Origin of the sequence: Oryzobacter terrae (assembly GCF_042756445.1) — a bacterium.
Lineage (GTDB): Bacteria > Actinomycetota > Actinomycetes > Actinomycetales > Dermatophilaceae > Oryzobacter > Oryzobacter terrae.
Genome location: NZ_CP170578.1, coordinates 3,817,529 through 3,834,955, shown reverse-complemented (window position 1 = coordinate 3,834,955; position 17,427 = coordinate 3,817,529). Strand labels below are relative to the sequence as shown.

Below are 17,427 nucleotides of genomic sequence, written 5' to 3'. Positions count from 1 at the left end.
CGGTGGTGCGGCGCGGGCCCGACGGACGCCTCAGGTCGCTGGAGGCACCTCGAGGTCCACCCACGTCGCACGGTGGTCGCTCGCCCGGGCCCAGGCCTCGTCGGGCACGGCGACCTCACGGTGCGGGAGCACCCGCAGCGCGGGCGAGGCGAAGACGACGTCGAGGCGACGGCGCGGCCTCCTCGCCGGGAAGGTCGGGACGGCCGGGGAGACGAGCCGCAGGCGGTCGGGGACGTCGATGAGGTGCCACGCGGCACCGGAGTCGTCCTCGTTGAGGTCACCCGCGAGGACGAGCGGACCGCGGTCCGCGATGCCCTGCAGGATCCGTTCGGTGTGCGCGACGCGCTCCCCCGCCTTGAGGCTGAGATGCACCGAGACCGCCGTCAGCTCGCCCCCACCCTCGACGCCGACCCTGACGACGGCGTAGCCGCGCGTCCGGTCGGGCCAGCGCACCGGGAGCCGCGCGTGGTCGGCGGCGAGCACCCGCACCCGGTCGGACGTGAAGACCGTGGTGCCGCCGCTGCCACGGTGCCGACCGCTCCAGCGCATCCCGCACGCGCGGGCGAAGCGGTGCGTCCGCCAGGCCCCGAACAGCCGGCGCGGGACCTCCTGGAGGCACAGGACGTCGGGCTCGATCGCCCGCACGATGCGCGCCGCCAGACGGTGGTCGTCGAGGAAGTCGCGGGTGTTGTACGACGCGACCCGCACGACCCCCACCGCGGCGCCGGCCTCAGGCGCCGAGGGCGTCGGTGCGGGCGAGGTCGGCCGCTCCGACGAGCCCGGCCTCGTTGCCGAGCTCGGCGGCGACGATCCTCGCCTCGGGCCGGTAGCCGCGCCCGGTGAGCTGGCGGCGGAAGGCCTCGCGGGCGGGTCCGAGCAGCAGCTCGCCGGCCGCGCTCACCCCGCCGCCGATGACGAAGGTGCCCGGGTCGAGGGCCGCGGCGAGGTCGGCGATGCCGATGCCGAGCCAGCGGCCGATCTCGCCGAGGAGCTCGCGCGCCAGCGGGTCGCCGTCGCGGGCGGCCTCGGTGACCAGCGGGCCGGTGAGGTCCTCGGGATGCCCTCCGACGCGGTCGAAGAGGTCGGAGACGACCGGGCTCCCGGCCGACATCAGCGACCTCGCCTCGCGCACGAGCGCGTTGCCCGACGCGTACTGCTCCCAGCAGCCGCGGTTCCCGCACTCGCAGCGGATGCCGTCGGGGACGACCTGCATGTGCCCGAACTCGCCCGCGATGCCGAAGCGGCCGCGGATGACGTGGCCGTCGAGGACGATGCCGCCGCCGATGCCCGTGCCGAGGTTGACCATGACGAGGTGGCTCTCGCCCCGGCCGGCGCCGAACCGGTACTCGGCCCACACCGCGGCGTTGGCGTCGTTGTCGACGAAGATCGGGACGTCGAGGCGCTCGCCGAGGGCGGCCCGCAGCGGCTCGTTGCGCCACGACAGGTGCGGGGCGAAGACGACGGTGGCCCGGTCGGCGGCGACGAAGCCGGCCGCCCCGATGCCGACGGCGGCGATGTCGTCGCCGGCCCCGAGGAGCTCCTCGACGACGGAGACGATGGTGTTCTCGACGACGCGCGGGCTCGTGGAGCGGTGGGGGGTGTCGCGGCGGGCCCGGCGGAGGACGGCACCGTGCGCGTCGACGACGCCGCCGGCGACCTTGGTGCCACCGATGTCGATCCCGATGGCGAGGGGGGCGTCAGCCACGGGGCTCCTCCTGCGGGTCGTCGGCGTCGCGGACCGGGATGGGGCGCGCGCGGCCGGCGCGGGCGTCCTCCGGTGCGGGAGTGGCGACCGGAGCGGCAGAGGGGGACCCGGTCGCCGGGCTGCGCGCGCTCGCGAGGTCGGCCAAAACCGCCGCGGCGACGCCCGCGAGGTCGGCGAGGCGCGCGAGCGTCTCCGGGCTGAGGGAGCGGACGACCGCCGAGGTGCGGCACAGCGGGCACCACTGGCAGAACGGGTCGGTGCAGCCGGCGGACGCGTCCCCACCGGGCGACCCGGGCGGCTCCCCGTGGGTCTCGGGCACCGCGTCGGGTGCGGCGGCGCCGGCGCGCGCATCGGCGGCGGCGGCGTCGGCGGCGGAGGCATCAGCGGCGGAGGCGTCAGTGGCGTCGGCCGCGGTGCGCCGCAGGCTCTCGAGCAGGCGGGCGGCCTCGTCGGCGACCGAGCCGACCTGCTCGTCCCAGCGCTCAGCGCCCACTGGCCCACAGCTCCTCGTCGCGCTCGAACCGCACGCGCAGCTCTCCGTTGCCCACGGCAGCATTCTGGACGACGCAGCGGCGCAGCACCGACGGCAGGGTGACGACCCGGCGCTGGTCCCCCACCTCGATGACGAGGTCGTCGTCGCGCCGCGCGAGGTCGACCTCACCGGCGGTGACGAGCGGGAGCGGGAGGGTGAGGACGAAGTCGTCGCCGTCGGCCTCGACGCGGGTGCGCGGGGTCGCGACGTCGTCGAGGAGGTCGGGGACCTCGCCGGAGTCGGCGACCGTGGCCGCCGCGAGCTCGGCGAGGGCGTCGGGGCCGATCGGCTCGCCGGCGAGGTAGGGCGCCGTCATCAGGGGGATCCCGAGGAAGGACTCGCGGACCTGCTCGAGCCCGCTGGCCTGGGCGCTCTCCCACGCCGCGCGCCACGGGTCGCCGGACGGCGCCGGGGGCAGGAGCCGGTTGACGACGACCGCGTCGACGGCGTACCCGTGCAGGCTCAGCGAGGTGAGGACCCGGCGGCTCTCGGCGATGACGACCCGCTCGGGCGTCGTGACGAGCCGCACGCTCGCCCGGGGCGAGGTGAGGAGGGCGCGCACGCCGGTCATGAGGTCCCGCCAGGCGCGCAGGACGCCGACGACCTCGGGTCCGGGGGTGGGGATCCCGGCCGCGGCGGTGGCCGCAGGCCGCAGCACGGTGAGGAGGCGGCGCTGGGCCGGCAGCAGCCGGTCGAGGTGCCAGCCGAGCACCTCCGGGAGCGCGAGCAGCCGCAGCGTCTCGGCGGTGGGGGCGCAGTCGACGACGACGAGGTCCCAGCCGCCGTCCTCCGCCTGGTGGGCCAGCGCGGCGAGCGCGGCGACCTCCTCGGCGCCGGGGAGCGAGGTCAGCTCGTCGGCGACGACGGGGTCGACCCCCATCGCGTCGAGGACCCCGAGCAGGTAGGCGCGCACGACCTCCCAGTCGGCCTCGACGGCGGTGTGCGCCCCGACGGCGAGGGCGTGCAGTCCCGGCTCGACCTCGTGGGTGTCGCGCCAGGTCGCCGCGGTCCGCAGGTCGACGTCGAGGGCGTCACCGAGGCTGTGCGCGGCGTCGGTGGAGACGACGAGCGTGCGCAGGCCACGGCGCGCCGCGCCGACGGCGGTCGCGGCGGCGGTCGTCGTCTTCCCGACGCCGCCCTTGCCGGTGACGAGGACGACCCGGGGCACGGTGGCGCTCAGGCCTCGACGCGCTTCTTGAGCTCGGACAGGGCCGTGTTGATGATGTGCTTCTCGGCCTTGCGCTTGAGCATGCCGATCATCGGCATCGTGAGGTCGACCTCGAGGTCGTAGGTGACCTGGGTGCCGCTGCCCGCCTTGACGAGCGTGTAGCTGCCGGTGAGCCCCTTGAGGAGCGTGGCCCGCACGAGGTTCCAGCGCACGACGCCGGTGCCGTCCTCGTCGACGTCCCAGTCGTACTCGAGGACGTACTGGTCCTTGATGGCGCCGGCGTTGAGGTCGAACTCGACCTGGTCGGCCCAGCCGTCGCCGTCCTCGCTGAGGACGGTGCACGACTGGACCTGCTCGGCCCACTCGGGGTAGCGCTCGAAGTCGGCGATGACGTCGAGGACGGCGCCGGGCTCGGCGGCGATGTCGACGGAGGACTGCGTGCGGTCGGCCATGGCACGGAGGGTACCGCCCCGGCCGGGGCCATAGAGTTGGGGTGTCATTCGCCAAGCCGATGCGAGAGAGGGTTCAACCCCGTGCCCGAGAACTCCACGCCCCTGGTGCTGCCCGCGACGACGGAGGGCAGCCTCGCCGACCTCCCGTCCCGCTGGGCCACCGCCGAGCCCGACCGGGTCACCTTCTCGAAGCGAGCCGGCAGCGGGTGGTCCGACGTCACGGCGCGCACCTTCGCCACCGAGGTCGCCGAGCTCGCGAAGGGCTTCATCGCCGCGGGCATCGCGCCCGGCGAGGTCGTCGGCATCATGAGCCGCACCCGCTACGAGTGGACCGTCGTCGACTTCGCGCTGTGGTCGGCCGGTGCGGTCCCCGTGCCGATCTACGAGACCTCCTCCACCGACCAGGTCGAGTGGATCCTGTCCGACTCCGGTGCCGTGGGCGTCGTCGTCGAGACCCCCGCCCACCAGGCCGCCGTCGACTCCGTGCGCGAGCGCGTGGCCGGGCTGCGCGAGGTGTGGGGCATCGACGCCGGTGACCTCGCCACGCTTCGCCTCGACGGTGCCGACGTCGACGACGCCGAGCTGGAGGCCCGCCGCTCCGGCCTGGACCGCGACGCCCTCGCGACGATCATCTACACGTCGGGGACCACGGGCCGGCCCAAGGGTGCCCAGCTGACCCACGGCAACTTCCTCACGCTCGCCGAGAACACGGCCGAGAAGCTCCCCGAGGTCATCAAGGCCGACGGTGCCTCGACCCTGCTGTTCCTGCCCCTGGCGCACGTCTTCGCCCGGTTGATCGAGGTCCTGGCCGTGACCGGTGGCGTCCGGATGGGCCACTCCTCCGACCTGAAGACCCTGCTCGACGACTTCGCCGCCTTCAAGCCGACCTTCATCCTCGCCGTGCCGCGGGTGTTCGAGAAGGTCTACAACTCCGCCGAGGCCAAGGCCGAGGCGGGCGGGAAGGGCAAGATCTTCGCCGGCGCCACCGCCACCGCCATCGCGTGGTCGGAGGCGCAGGAGGCGGGATCGGTGCCGCTCGGCCTCAAGCTCCGGCACGCCGTGTTCGACAAGCTCGTCTACGGCAAGCTCCGCGACGCGATGGGTGGGCGGGTCCAGTACGCCGTCTCCGGCGGTGCACCGTTGGGCACCCGGCTCGGCCACTTCTTCCGCGGCATCGGCGTGACGATCCTCGAGGGCTACGGCCTCACCGAGACGACCGCGCCGGCCACGGTGAACCTCCCCTCGGCGATCCGGATCGGGACCGTCGGGGTTCCCCTGCCCGGTGTCTCGGTGAAGATCGCGGACGACGGCGAGGTCCTCATCCAGGGCGTCAACGTCTTCCGCGGCTACCACGGCAACGACGCCGCCACCGCCGAGGCGATCCGCGACGGGTGGTTCCACACCGGCGACATCGGTGACGTCGACGCCGACGGCTTCCTCAAGATCACCGGCCGCAAGAAGGAGATCCTCGTGACGGCGGGTGGCAAGAACGTCGCGCCCGCGGTGCTCGAGGACCGCCTGCGTGCGCACCCCCTCGTCTCGCAGTGCATCGTCGTCGGCGACGCGAAGCCGTTCATCGCGGCCCTCGTGACCCTCGACGAGGAGATGTACCCGGGGTGGGCCGCCAACCACGGCCTCGAGGGCGTGCCCTTCGCCGCCGCACGGACCGACGAGCGCGTCATCGCCGAGATCCAGAAGGCCGTCGACGACGCGAACACCGCTGTCTCCAAGGCGGAGTCGATTCGCAAGTTCGCCATCCTCGACACCGACTTCACCGAGGAGACGGGCCACCTCACCCCGTCGCTGAAGCTCAAGCGGAACGTCGTCATGCGCGACTTCGGCGACGAGGTCGACGCGCTCTACGGTGGCTGAGGCCGAATCGGGTTCCGCGGGAGCGGCTGACGGGCGGCGGGACCCGTTCGCCCGGCTGGGGGCGGGCCGGGTCCCGGCCGTCGTGCTGGCGCTCGCGTGGCTCGCGTGGTTCGGCGTCATCCAGTGGTCGGTCGTCCGCTTCCGGGTGCCGATCGTCGTCACCCTGACCGTCGTCACCGCGCTGCTCGCCTGGTGGCTGTGGCGTCGGGTCGAGGTGCCGTTCCCCCGGTGGCTGGCACCGGCGCTCGTCGTGGGGTCGACCGTCACGACGCTCACCGTCCCGCTGTTCTCCTACCTGCGCGGGGGATGGCTCACGGCGGCGCTGGTCGTGCTCACGGTCGGGGGCGGGATGTGCGCGGTCCTGCTGTCCCTGCCCGGGCGGCGCTCTGCCACAGCCGCGTTCGGCGCAGCGGTCGTCACGCACGTGCTGCTGTCGGTGGTGACGATCCTCGGTGACCGAGCGCCGCGGATCGACGTGTGGGTCATCCTCCAGCAGGGCGCCGACGCGCTGTCGCGCGGCGAGAGCTTCTACACCCAGGTGTGGACCGGCTCCCCCGGCGTCAAGGACACCTTCAGCTACCTGCCGTGGATGGGGGTGCTCACGGCCCCGGGTCGCTGGGTCGCCGGGGACGTGCGGTGGGCGATCCTCCTGTGGTCCCTCGTGCTGTTCGGCGGGCTGTGGGCGCTCGCGCGGGGCCACGTCGAGCGCGCGGCGGCCGTGGTGGCGGTGCTCGTCCTCGCACCGGGCACGCTGACCCAGGTCGACCAGGCGTGGACCGAGCCGGTGCTCGCGGCGCTCCTCGTGTGGTGGGCCGTCCTCGTACGGCGCGGGCACGCGTGGTGGGCCGTGGTGCCACTGGCCCTGGCCTGCGCGAGCAAGCAGCACCTCGCCCTCCTCGCACCGGTCCTGCTGGCGTGGCGTCCCTTCGGGTGGCAGCGCACCCTCGCGGCCGGCGGGCTGGCGGGCGTCCTCATGCTGCCGTGGGTCCTCGCCGACGCCGACGCGTTCGTCGAGGACACCGTGACCACCCTCCTGACCTTCCACCCGATCCGGTTCGCGAACACGTGGTACCTCTACGCCCTCAACGAGCACGGGGTCGAGCTCCCGTTCGCCGTGACGGGTGTCGCGATGCTGGGGGCGGTGGCGGTGGCGTCGTACGCCGTGTGGCGGCGCACCCCCGCCGTCGGCGAGCTGCTGCGGTGGCTGGCCCTCGTCCTGGCCGTCGCCAACCTCGTCAACAAGCAGGCGTTCTACAACCAGTTCTGGCTCGTCGCCTCCCTCGTGGCCGCCTCCCTCGCCGCCGACGCCGTCCGTGACCCCGCCCCCTCGGAGGACACCGCGACCCCTGGATCCCACCAGCCCCACGAGCCGCACCTTTTCGGGGTGACCCCGAAAAGGTGAGGCGCCCCGCTTGGTTCGAGGTATTCGGCCGGTGTGTGGCACCGGCCGAATACCTCGACCGAGGACGCGCCACGGGTCGAGGATGTCCGACCGAGCCGAGCTCCCCTTTTCACCTCGACCCCGGAGGAATCTGCTGACTCGAGGTGGCGTCCGACCGTCCTGAGGTCGCCTGACACCTCGACCTCAGCAGGAGTGCGGGTCAGCGGGCGAGGGCCTCGAGGTGGGCTCGCCACTCGCGCACGAGGGTGGACCTGTCGGTGCCGAGGACGGCGCCGAGCGCCCGGTCGGTGGCAGCCTCGGCGTCGGCGTCGGTCCCCGTGGCGGCCCCCTCGATGACGAGCCGGCGCACCCGGGCCTCGCCGTGCCGGGCGACGAGCAGCTCCACGGCCTGCCAGGCCCCGAGGTAGGGCACCTCGATCGACCCTGACGACGGCTCGAGGCTGTCGAGCCGCGGGAGGTCGGTGGGGCCCCGCCCGGCCCGGACCTCCGCGAGCAGGGGTGCGAGCAGCACGTCGACCGCGACGTCCGCCCGCCGGTAGCCGACGTGGTCGGCGTACCCCTCGGCGAGCCAGGCCGCGGTCCGCCCGGGAACCGTGGCCCGGACGGCGACGTGGACGAGCTCGTGGGTGAGGACGACGTCGCGCCCCGCGCGGGTGAGCCGCCCGAAGGCCGTGGGGTCGAGGACGACCCGGTCGCCGGTCGCCCGCCCCGACGTGTCGGTGGGGCCCTCGGTCGTCGCCCCCACCTCCGTGGCCGCTCCCCCGTCGCGCCCGAGGAGGACGTCCGCCTCCTCCTGCGTCGCGGGCGCGAGGACGAGGACGCGGCCGGGCGTCCTCGTCCAGTCCCGCCGGAGGTCGGGGACCGCCCGGTCGACGATCGCGGCGTACTCGGCAAGACGTGGCCCGTCGACGGTGCCGGCGACGACGGCGTGCTCGGTGCTGCGCACCGCCAGTCCCGACAGGGCGAGCCACGGCGGGCTCGCCCCGGGTCCGTCAGGCTGCTCGGAGACCACCAGCCAGCGACCGTCCACCCGGACCAGTCGCGCGGCGACGGAGGCGGTGCGGTCGGCACGGTCGAGGTCGCCGATCCGGTAGCGCCAGAGTGCCGTGGCACGCAGGGCGGCCTCGCCGGGGAGGGCGGACGGGTCGGCCTCGAGGCGCACGTCGTCGACCACCAGCCGCGAGACGCCCAGCGCCCGTGCGGCCGTGAACACCGCGACCTGGCGGTCCTCGGTCGAAGGGTCGGCGCGGGACACCGTGCCGAAGAAGGCGCCGTCGTCCCCGGCGACGAGCGCCCCGGCTCGCGTCGTGAGGACCTCGGTCACCACGGCGAGGTCCTCCGGCGCGGGGCCGGGCGCCGAGGGGCCGGGGGTGGTCCTGGTGGGTGCGGGAGCGGCGTCCCGGGGGCCGCTCGAGCACCCCGCGACCCCCGCACCGAGCGCTCCGACGGCCGCCCCGAGGACGATCCGGCGACCGGGTCGGCGGATCGGCGGCGGAGGGGTCACCCGGCCATCGTAGGAACCGGACGTGGGCACCCGCCCTGCACGGCCCGCATCACGGCGAGGGCCTCGGACGGTCAGCCGACGGCGCGGCCCCCGGTGGACGAGGCGGAGCCCTGGTCGTCGAGGCGGGCCCGGACGCGGGTGGCCTCCTCGGCGTCGACGAGCCCGGCATGGACGAGCCGCGTCACCGCGGCGCGCTCCTCGGGGTCGAGCGCGGTGTCGGTGCGCAGCGAGGGCGCGGTGAGGTCGAGCAGGACGGGCACCATGCAGTCGCCGCAGTGCAGCTCGCGCACGGGGCACGTGCGGCACTCGACGGTCATCGTGCTGACGTGGCTGGGCATTCGTGGTCACCCCTTCCCGGTGGACTGATGACCACGCTAGGGGCGACCACCGACAGGCCACCTCGGCGTCGCCGGCCCAGCGCCGGCCGCGACGACATCAGCGTCACGCGCTTCCCCCGTGAAACCCTCGCTTTCCCCCGGAAGAACTCCCGGGGGAAGCGCGCCTTTTCGGGGTCACCCCGAAAAGGGGGGACAGGCGGGGCGGGAGGGGACAGGCGGGGCGGGAGGGGGTCAGGCGCGGCGGGAGGGGGTCAGGCGGGGCGGGGGACGGCTGCCAGGAGGGACTGGCCCATCCACGCCGGCACGGCGCGCGCCGCCTCCCGAGGACCCTCGACCCGAAGCCCACCCGTCCGCTGGGCCTGCTCCCAGTCGAGGTCGCCGCGCCACACCCGCGTCATCGTCCGCAACGAGGTGTCGACCGTCGCGGTGACGTCGAAGCCGGGGTCGGCGTCGCAGACGTCGACGTCGTCACCCGTGACGACGACCCACCAGCGCGACACCGGCGCGGCGACGTCGTCGAAGCGGATCGCGACGACCGTGCGGCCCCGCGGCCACGCCTCGACCGGGATGGTGCGCCGCACGTCCCACATCAGCAGGTGCGGGTCGAGGTCCTCCTCCCCCAGCTCACCGACCCACCGGGCTCCCCACGCACCGAGGGCGTCGACGAGCGGCTTGAGCTCGAGCCCGGACTCCGTCAGCTCGTACGACGTCCGCCCGCCGTCGAGGACGCGCCGCAGCACCCCGGCCCGCTCGAGCCGTCGCAGCCGCTTCGAGAGCAGCGCGGGCGACATCTTCGGGTTGCCCCGACGCAGCTCGTTGAAGTGCCGGCTGCCCATGAGCAGCTCACGCACGACGAGCAGCGTCCACCGCTCGTCGAGCACCTCCATCGCCTTGGCCACCGGGCAGAACTGTCCGTACGACGACATCCCCGCTCCTCCTCCGGGGCGCGCCGCCGCGCCCCCGATGGACCAGTGGACACCCGCCGGGCCACGGCGCGCCAGTACAGATCGTGAACCGGTGTCGCTACACATCCGGCACTGGATGCGGTGACCCGGCCCGCGCGACCGTGGTGCAGCCGCCGAGGGAGCGGCACCGCCCGACCCAGGAGAACCAGATGAGCACGCAGACCACCGACACCGACACCGGCACCACCCACGGCTCCACACCCACCGGACCCGCCCCGACCCACGACGGCGCCCGCCTCGGGCGCGCCCCGGAGGTCAAGCGCAGGCACCGCGCCATGTGGGCGCTCGGCGACTACCCGGCCGTCGCGGCCGACGTCGTCGCCCCGCTCGGCCACGTCCTCGTGGACGCCTGCGGCATCGGCGCCGACGACCGCGTCCTCGACGTCGCCGCCGGGTCGGGAACCGTGGCCCTGCCCGCCGCCGCGACGGGTGCGGACGTCACGGCCTCCGACCTCACGCCCGAGCTCCTCGTGGTCGGCGAACAGCTGGCCCGCCGGGAACGCCTGGACCTGACGTGGGAGGAAGCCGACGCCGAGGCGCTCCCCCACGACGACGCGGAGTTCGACGTCGTCACCTCGTGCGTCGGGGTGATGTTCGCACCCTTCCACCAGCCGGTCGCCGACGAGCTGGTGCGGGTGCTGCGACCCGGGGGCCGCCTCGGGCTCGTCAGCTGGACGCCGACCGGCTTCATCGGGCGGATGTTCGGCGTCATGCGGCCGTACGCACCGCCGCCGCCCGAGGGTGCCCAGCCGCCGCCGCTGTGGGGCGACGAGGCGCACGTGCGCGAGCTCCTCGGCGACCGGGTCGAGGACCTCGTCGCGACCACGGCGACCCTCCCGGTGGGTCACTTCGCCGACGGCGCCGCGTTCCGCGACTACTTCAAGGCCAACTACGGCCCGACCATCGCGACGTACCGCGCCATCGCCGACGACCCGGAGAAGGTCGCCGCGCTCGACGAGGCGCTCGCCGCCCTCGGCGACGCGGCGCTGGCCGACGGCTCCTCGGGCACCGGGAGCGACGGGACCATGGGCTGGGAGTACCTGCTCGTGACGGCTCGGCGGGCCTGACCCAGCTGGGGCCGACCCGGTTGCGGCGCAGGGGGACACCCCTGCGCCGCAACGGCTACCAGTTCACCCAGCCGGACGTCGCGCTCGTCGGGTTGAGGTCGAGCTTGATCCGGTTGGCGAGGTTCGGGTCGATGGAGCAGTAGCCCCCACTGGGATTGCCACTGCCGTTGATCGACACCGTGGTCGTGTGCCAGGGGGTGGAGCGGCCGTTGTAGTAGCACAGGAGGGTGTAGCTGCCGGCCGGCACGTTGTTCGCGCGGAAGTCGACGATCCGGCAGTTGCCGCAGCTCGCGGTGTCGAGACCGCCCTTGGAGACGTTGCTGATGCTCGCGGGCGGGTTCGGGATGGCCTGGCTGTCGGGGCCGGCCCACGACGACCACGTGCCGCCGGCGAAGGCCCGCACCTCGAGCTGGTAGGTCCGGCCGTCCTGGCCGGTGAAGCTGACCTGCTGGCGGGCCGACTCGAAGATCTGGTCGACGGCACCCCTGACCTGGACCCGCTGGATCGGGCGGCCGTTCGTCGGCAGGTTCCACTGCCAGGTGATCTGGTTCCCGCTGCGGCTGCTCGACAGGCCGGTGGGTTGGAGGGTGGGGCCGTACGGGGTCGCGGTGTCGGACACCCGGTTCGACGCGCTGCCTCCGGTGTTGACCGTCCACACGGTGATGGTGCGGTCGTTGGTGGGGGCCGTGTCGAAGGGGCCGACGTTGAAGACGACCTGCGAGCCCGGTGCGCAGCCGCACTGGTGGGTCCCCGAGAGCCCGCCGCCCTGCCACCGGATGGCGCTGAACCCGCCGGCCCGCGGCTGGCCGACGTTGACCGTCAGCTGGATGCGCCGGTTGTCGGTGGGCGTCGTGGCCCGCACCGTCGGCGTCGACGGCTGGCCGACGGAGGTGAAGCTCGAGGCGTTCGCCTGCGGTCCCTCGATGTCGGCGCCGTTCGTCAGCGTGACCGTGTAGCGGTACGTGCGCCCGTCGTAGGGGATGACGACGTTCGTGGAGCGGACGTCGGGGGCGGTGTCGCGGACCTTGGTCCAGCCGCCACCGTCGACCGACTGGTACACCGAGTACCGCGTCGTCGGAGGGCCGTTCGGCGAGCCCTGCTCCCACGACAGCGTCAGGGTGGCGGAGTCGGCGGCCGGGCCGGGGCCGCTCGCGGCGATGGCCGGGGGCGGGAGCGCGGGTGGGGTGCCGGCCGACTGCATCGTCACGGCCGGGCCGAACGGCCCGGCGCCGAGCTCGTTCCAGGCCTGGACCTGCACCGACTGCTCGGCCATGTTGTCGAGACCGCCGACGGTCGTCTGGCGGGTCGGGGCGGCGACCTCCTGCATCACGGTCGACCCCGTCGACGAGATGAGGCGGACGACGTACTTGCGCAGCGCGCTGCCCTCGTTCTCGGGGATGTCCCACGCGATGGTCAGGGTCCGGTCGCCGCGGGAGGCCATCCGCACGCCGGTGACCTGACGGGGCAGGGTGTCGGGACGGACCGCGGCGCTGGGGGCCGACGGGTCGCCCTCGCCGATGCCGTTGACGGCCGTGACGGTGAAGCGGTAGTCGCGCCCATTGGTGAGCCCGGTGACGGTGCACGGCGAGGCGGTGCACTGCTTCTGACCCGACGACCCGCCCGTGAACCGGACCGTGTAGCTGCTGACGACGAGGCCGCCGTCGTACGTGGGCGGCAGCCACGAGACACGCGCCTGTCCGCCGGCGTCGCGGTCGGCGACGGCCGCGACCTGCCGGGGCTGGCCGGGGCGCCCGAGCATCGTCACCGAGGCACGACCGGCGGCGGACCGCCCGGGGCCGTCGGACACGGTGAGCGCCACCGAGGCGGTGGGGCTCGGCTTCGTCCCGACGGTGAGGGTCAGCCGGCACCCCGAGGTGGATGTGGTGAGTCCGGTCCCCTTCTCGACGCGGGCCGCCGTGATGGTGCAGGCGGGGTCGGCCAGCGGCGAGTCGAGGTAGGACGCGACGTCGACGGTCCGCGACTCCCCCTCCTTCAGGCCCGTCACGCTGATCGGTCGCAGGCGCGGCGGCGGCACCGGGCTGGCCCCGGCGCCCTGGCCGGCCTGGCCCATGAGCTTGAGCCCGGCGGCGTCCTTGCCGATGACCTGGACCGCGATGCCCGACGGGACGGGCATCCCCTCGGAGGACACCGAGAGCCGGCCGAGCGTGGTCCGGGCCGAGTCGTCGGCGTGGAGGGTGAGGCGGCGGTTGCCGCGACCGTCGGCGGTGAGCCTCGCGTCGGCCTCGGTCTCCCACCGCGTCGTGAACTCGACGTCGTCGAGGGTCGTGCCGACGGGGTACCAGGCGTGGCAGAAGGTCGGGATGTCGACGACGCGGTCGAGGCCGCCGGCGATGACCGTGACGGCGCCCTCGGGGCAGCGCAGGAGCGGCACCTTCGGCCCGACCTGCACGGGGATCGAGACGTAGGCGGTGCCGTAGTCGGTCTGGTCGACGGCGTCCTGGTCGGTGACCTCGAGCATCACCGCGGCCGGCCCGACGTACCCACCCGAGGACCGGAGGGTGAGCGTGCGGTTGTCGTCGAGGGTCACCGACAGGTTCTCGGAGGGCGACGCGCTCACCGTCTGCTCGGTCGTCACCGACACGACGCGCCCACGGGGCGAGCGCACGTGGTCGTTGAGCGCGACGGTCCGTGAGGAGTCCTTGCCGATCTCGATGAGCGTCCCCGCGACGACGAAGGGCTGGCCGTTGGCGCCCGTCGGCACGTGGACGAGGGCCATGGCCCGGGCGCCGTCCTCGTCCTCGATGACGTACGGCACGGAGTAGGCGTGGTCGAGGACCTTGACGCGGACCCGTCCCGCCTCGACGACCGCGTCGGGGCTGAGGACCTCGAGGACCTTGAGCGTGGCGGGGTCGGAGTCGACGTCGGTGTCGTTGGCGAGGACGTCGACGAGGGCGGTGGTCTCCCCCGGCTTCGGCTGGGCGACGTCGTCGTTCGCGACCGGGGGGTTGACGTACCCGGCGACCGGGCGGACGAGCACGGTGGCGCGCGACGGGTCGAACAGGCCGTCGGAGATGGAGTACACGAGCTGGTGCAGACCAGTGCCACCGGCCGACGGGACCTTCGTCGTCATCGTGTTGTCGTCGTCGATCCGCCACTGCCGCAACATCGCCGGGTCGTTGCGGGACTCGGTCTCGACCTCGACGACGTCGCCGCGGGCGATGAGGTCGTTCTGGAGGGGCTTGACGGTGACGGTCTTACCCGGCGCCGCGAACACCTCGTCGGGGACGGCGACCGGAGGCTGTGCGTCACCGGGCTGCACGACGCCGACGCGCACGTAGGCCCGGCTCGTCGCGCCGAACCGGTCGCGGACCTCGTAGGTGATGACCTCGGTCCCGGCCGCCAGGGGGAAGGACTCGTAGCGGATCGTCGACGGCCCGATGGCGACGACGCGCCCGTGGGTGAGGTCGACCGGACCGCCGTCGGCCCCGACGACCCCGGCGACCGTGACGCTGTCGCCGTCGGGGTCGACGCCGAAGGTGGGCACCGTCATCGTGATGGGGTCGCCGGCCGTGACCGTGGCGGTGAAGCTGCGGGCGACCGGTGCGCCGTTGGGGCGCTGGGTGGTCGGCAGGGGCGTCACGGCAACCCGGACGCGGGCCGTCTGGGCGCGCTCCTTCATCCCGTCGCCGTAGGCCGCGTACTCGATCGTCACGAACTTCTCGGCCGTGAGGCCGCGGGCCTCGGGGACGTAGCGGACGACGTTGCCGGAGGCGAAGGCGCGCTGGGCGTCGCCCTTGCTCACGACCCTGACGCTGGCCGGGTCGAGGACGAGCGGGATGCCGTCGGCCATCGTGTCGTTGTCGAGGACCGGGATCGAGACGGTGTCGCCCTCGCGGACCGAGGTCGTGTCGTCCTGGACGAGCGGGACGGGGTCCTCGATCGCCGACTGCTGGAGGACCGACACCTCGCCGGTGGTGCGCTGGGTCCCGTCGCTCACGGTGTACCGGATGACGCCGCGGCGGCCCGAGCCGGCGTCGAGCGGTGCCGGCTCGCGGGCCTCGACGCGCACCCAGCGGCCCTGGTAGATCGAGGGCTGGAGCCACGAGTCCTCGCCGGTCGCGCTGACGGCGGCCGTGACGAGGACGTCGCCGCTCGGGCTGTAGTCGTTGGCGAGGACGTCGATCATCACCGGGGTCTGGTCGTGGAGCGACGCGGTGTCGGGAACCGACACCGGCGGGGCGCCCTCGGGAGGGGCGACGACGTCGACGCGCACGCGGCCGGGGGCGACCCCGCCGCCCGTGACGGCGGAGTAGGAGAGCTCGTAGGTGCCCGGGGCCGTGCCGGTGACGGTGACGGTGCCCGTCGACAGGTCGGTGTCGACCTGGAGCGGGCCGACGGGGCGCACCGCCGAGCGCAGGCGCAGCGTGGCGTCGGGCTCGCTCGGGTCGGCTCCGGCGATGTCGTTGCCGAGGGGCTCGACCTGCAGCGGCTTGCCGACGACGCCGCGCACGGCGTCGGGCTGGGTCCGCGGCGGGAGGAGCCTGCTGTCGCTGCCGACGCCGACGACCTGCGCGGTCACCGTGCCCTTCGTCGTGCCGCCCCGCCCGTCGCTGACGAGGTACGGGATCGGCTGGCGCCCCTCCTTCGTCGGGGCCAGGAGGGTCACCCGCCCCTGGCCGTCGACGACCCCGCCCTCGAGGTCGGCGCGCGCGGCGAGGACGTCGTTCTCGGGGTCGCGCCAGTCGGCGAGGACGGGCACGGACAGCCGCTTGCCGGCGATGACCGGGTAGGGCGCCTTCGCCAGCGCCGCTCCCCCGGCCCGCAGGCGCGGAGGGCCGTTGACCTCCTCGGGGACGATCCGCACCGAGACCTTCGCGGACTCCTTCGACACGACCTTGCCGTTGTTGACCTTGTACGTGAAGTCGAAGGCGCGGCCCTCGGTCCCCGGCGGCACCGAGACGTCGATGGACTGGCCGTCGCTCGAGACGGTGGCCGCGACGCCCTGCAGGTTGGGGCGGGAGACGTCGCGCTGGTCGATGGAGAGCACCGAGCCCGCGACGTCGGTGTCGTTGTCGAGGACGTGCAGCTTGCTCGTGCGCCCGGGGCGGACGGCCTCGGGGTCGGGCTGCGGCTTCGGCGGCTGGTTGGCACTCGCCTCGTTGAGGAGGTTCTCGTCCTTCTTGTCGTTGTCGTCGTCCTGCTTGGTCGGCGGGGTCAGCGCGTCCCAGTTGTCGATCTTCATCGGCTTGTCGTCGAGGTCCCAGACACCGCCGTTGTCGAGGTCGTTGAGGACGACGAGGCCCCGGTTGACCCGCAGGGCCACGCCGTCGCGGGTCGGGGCGTCACCACTGACGGGCAGCGTCGCCGTCGGCTCGTCGCCCGCGCGGCCGCAGTTGGCGCCGTAGAAGATCCGCCCCTCCTCGGCCCACGCCGCGTGGACGCAGCCCGAGAGGACGACGGGCCGGCTGACGAGCACCGCGCCCGGCACGCGGTCGACGGGGTCGCTGACCTTGACGCCGCCCGGGGAGGTGCCGCCGTCGAGGGGGACGAGGACCGCGGTGTCGGGCCCCTGGACGACCACGGTGTCGGCATCGGGCCCGGGCTGCTGGAGGGCGGCGAGGCGCGAGCCCCCGGGGAGGGTCACCTGCGCGTCGGTGCCCTCGGGGCGGTCGGCGTCGTAGACGCGGTCGGTGGCGGCGTCGTAGGCGACCCAGCGGGCGCCCACGGCGGTGATGTCGGGGGCGGCGCTGCGCAGCCGCGTCGCCACTGCGACGGGTCGGCCGAAGCCGGTGGCGGCCGGGCGGATCGAGGTCACCTTCCCGTCGGCGCCGGAGACGACGTGGACGACGCCGTCGGTGCCGACGGCCAGCGCCGCGTTCTTCCCGACCGTCGCGAGCGGCTTGGCGCCGGTGGCGATGTCGGGGGCGCTGGTGATGCCGGCGCGGGTGTCGACCCGCTGCGCCCAGACCTTGCCCGTGGCGGGGTCGAGGACGGCGAGGGTGCCGCCCCGCAGGTCCACCGGCGCGGGGGTGAACCGGCCGGGGAGGACCTTCGTCGGGGGCACCGAGGTGAGGGGGTTGCCCGCGGTCGAGGTCGAGACGTCGATGGGGACGAGCTCGCCGGTGCCGGGGGTGAGGCCGAGGACCGCGGCGCCGTCCTGGAGGACGTCGAGGCCGTCGCCGACGCCCGCGCCGCTCGCGACGCCCGTGTCGAGCTGGCCGATGGGCACGTTGGCCTTGGCGAACTTCGCCTGCGCCGCCGAGCTGACCCACACGCCGGCGTCGTTGAGGTGCGTCTCGTGGACGGTGCTGCCCTCGCTCGCGACGGCGATGTAGCCCAGGCCCGACGCGACGAGCGCGACGGCGACGAGGCTCGCGACCCGTGCGCGTCCTCGTCCGACCCTTCCAGCTGCCACGACCTCGAAACCCCCGTGAGTCCACCCCGACGCGACCGGCCCCTCC

Annotated in this window: 12 protein-coding genes; 3 read left to right on the top strand and 9 right to left on the bottom strand. The window is 74.3% G+C overall.

From position 1 onward, the window contains the following. Positions 1-30: 30 nt before the first annotated feature. From ACFWN3_RS18250 to ACFWN3_RS18230, 5 genes are read right to left on the bottom strand one after another with little or no spacing between them, the layout of a single operon-like run. Positions 31-717, bottom strand: coding sequence for an endonuclease/exonuclease/phosphatase family protein (locus ACFWN3_RS18250; protein WP_377642082.1), 687 nt, complete (start codon positions 715-717; stop codon positions 31-33). A 13-nt stretch (positions 718-730) separates the two neighbouring features. Continuing rightward, the gene (locus ACFWN3_RS18245) at positions 731-1,705 is read right to left on the bottom strand and encodes an ROK family glucokinase (protein ID WP_377642080.1); all 975 of its coding nucleotides are present in this window, start codon (positions 1,703-1,705) and stop codon (positions 731-733) included. Next, positions 1,698-2,198 carry a hypothetical protein gene (locus ACFWN3_RS18240; protein ID WP_377642078.1) on the bottom strand — a complete coding sequence of 167 codons (501 nt, stop codon included), beginning with the start codon at positions 2,196-2,198 and terminating at the stop codon, positions 1,698-1,700. Before ACFWN3_RS18240 ends, ACFWN3_RS18245 begins: the two co-directional genes overlap by 8 nt. Further along, positions 2,188-3,405 carry an ArsA family ATPase gene (locus ACFWN3_RS18235; protein ID WP_377642076.1) on the bottom strand — a complete coding sequence of 406 codons (1,218 nt, stop codon included), beginning with the start codon at positions 3,403-3,405 and terminating at the stop codon, positions 2,188-2,190. The genes ACFWN3_RS18240 and ACFWN3_RS18235 overlap by 11 nt, the downstream gene beginning before the upstream one ends. A gap of 8 nt (positions 3,406-3,413) precedes the next feature. Beyond that, entirely contained in the window at positions 3,414-3,857 is a 444-nt protein-coding gene (locus ACFWN3_RS18230) for an SRPBCC family protein (protein ID WP_377642074.1), read from the bottom strand. An 81-nt stretch (positions 3,858-3,938) separates the two neighbouring features. On the opposite strand from ACFWN3_RS18230, the gene ACFWN3_RS18225 reads away from it, so the two are divergent. Beyond that, positions 3,939-5,729 carry an AMP-dependent synthetase/ligase gene (locus ACFWN3_RS18225; RefSeq protein ID WP_377642072.1) on the top strand — a complete coding sequence of 597 codons (1,791 nt, stop codon included), beginning with the start codon at positions 3,939-3,941 and terminating at the stop codon, positions 5,727-5,729. Further along, entirely contained in the window at positions 5,722-7,131 is a 1,410-nt protein-coding gene (locus ACFWN3_RS18220) for a hypothetical protein (RefSeq protein WP_377642070.1), read from the top strand. The genes ACFWN3_RS18225 and ACFWN3_RS18220 overlap by 8 nt, the downstream gene beginning before the upstream one ends. A gap of 199 nt (positions 7,132-7,330) precedes the next feature. Here ACFWN3_RS18220 and ACFWN3_RS18215 read toward each other — a convergent pair whose 3' ends face one another. From ACFWN3_RS18215 to ACFWN3_RS18205, 3 genes are all read right to left on the bottom strand, one after another. Further along, a complete protein-coding gene (locus ACFWN3_RS18215; protein WP_377642068.1) occupies positions 7,331-8,635 on the bottom strand; it encodes a hypothetical protein in 1,305 nt (434 codons plus the stop codon). Between the two features lie 71 nt (positions 8,636-8,706). Continuing rightward, positions 8,707-8,973, bottom strand: coding sequence for a hypothetical protein (locus ACFWN3_RS18210; RefSeq protein WP_377642066.1), 267 nt, complete (start codon positions 8,971-8,973; stop codon positions 8,707-8,709). 251 nt (positions 8,974-9,224) lie between these two features. After that, positions 9,225-9,899, bottom strand: a complete 675-nt coding sequence (locus ACFWN3_RS18205; RefSeq protein WP_377642064.1) for a winged helix-turn-helix transcriptional regulator — start codon at positions 9,897-9,899, stop codon at positions 9,225-9,227. A 188-nt stretch (positions 9,900-10,087) separates the two neighbouring features. Between ACFWN3_RS18205 and ACFWN3_RS18200 the strand changes: the two genes are divergently transcribed. After that, on the top strand, positions 10,088-11,005 hold the full coding sequence (locus ACFWN3_RS18200; protein ID WP_377642061.1) for a class I SAM-dependent methyltransferase: 918 nt from the start codon (positions 10,088-10,090) through the stop codon (positions 11,003-11,005). 55 nt (positions 11,006-11,060) lie between these two features. Here the strand turns inward: ACFWN3_RS18200 and ACFWN3_RS18195 are convergent, their stop codons facing one another. Next, complete coding sequence (locus tag ACFWN3_RS18195; RefSeq protein ID WP_377642059.1) at positions 11,061-17,381, bottom strand: Ig-like domain-containing protein; 6,321 nt, start codon at positions 17,379-17,381, stop codon at positions 11,061-11,063. Between the last annotated feature and the right edge of the window lie 46 nt (positions 17,382-17,427).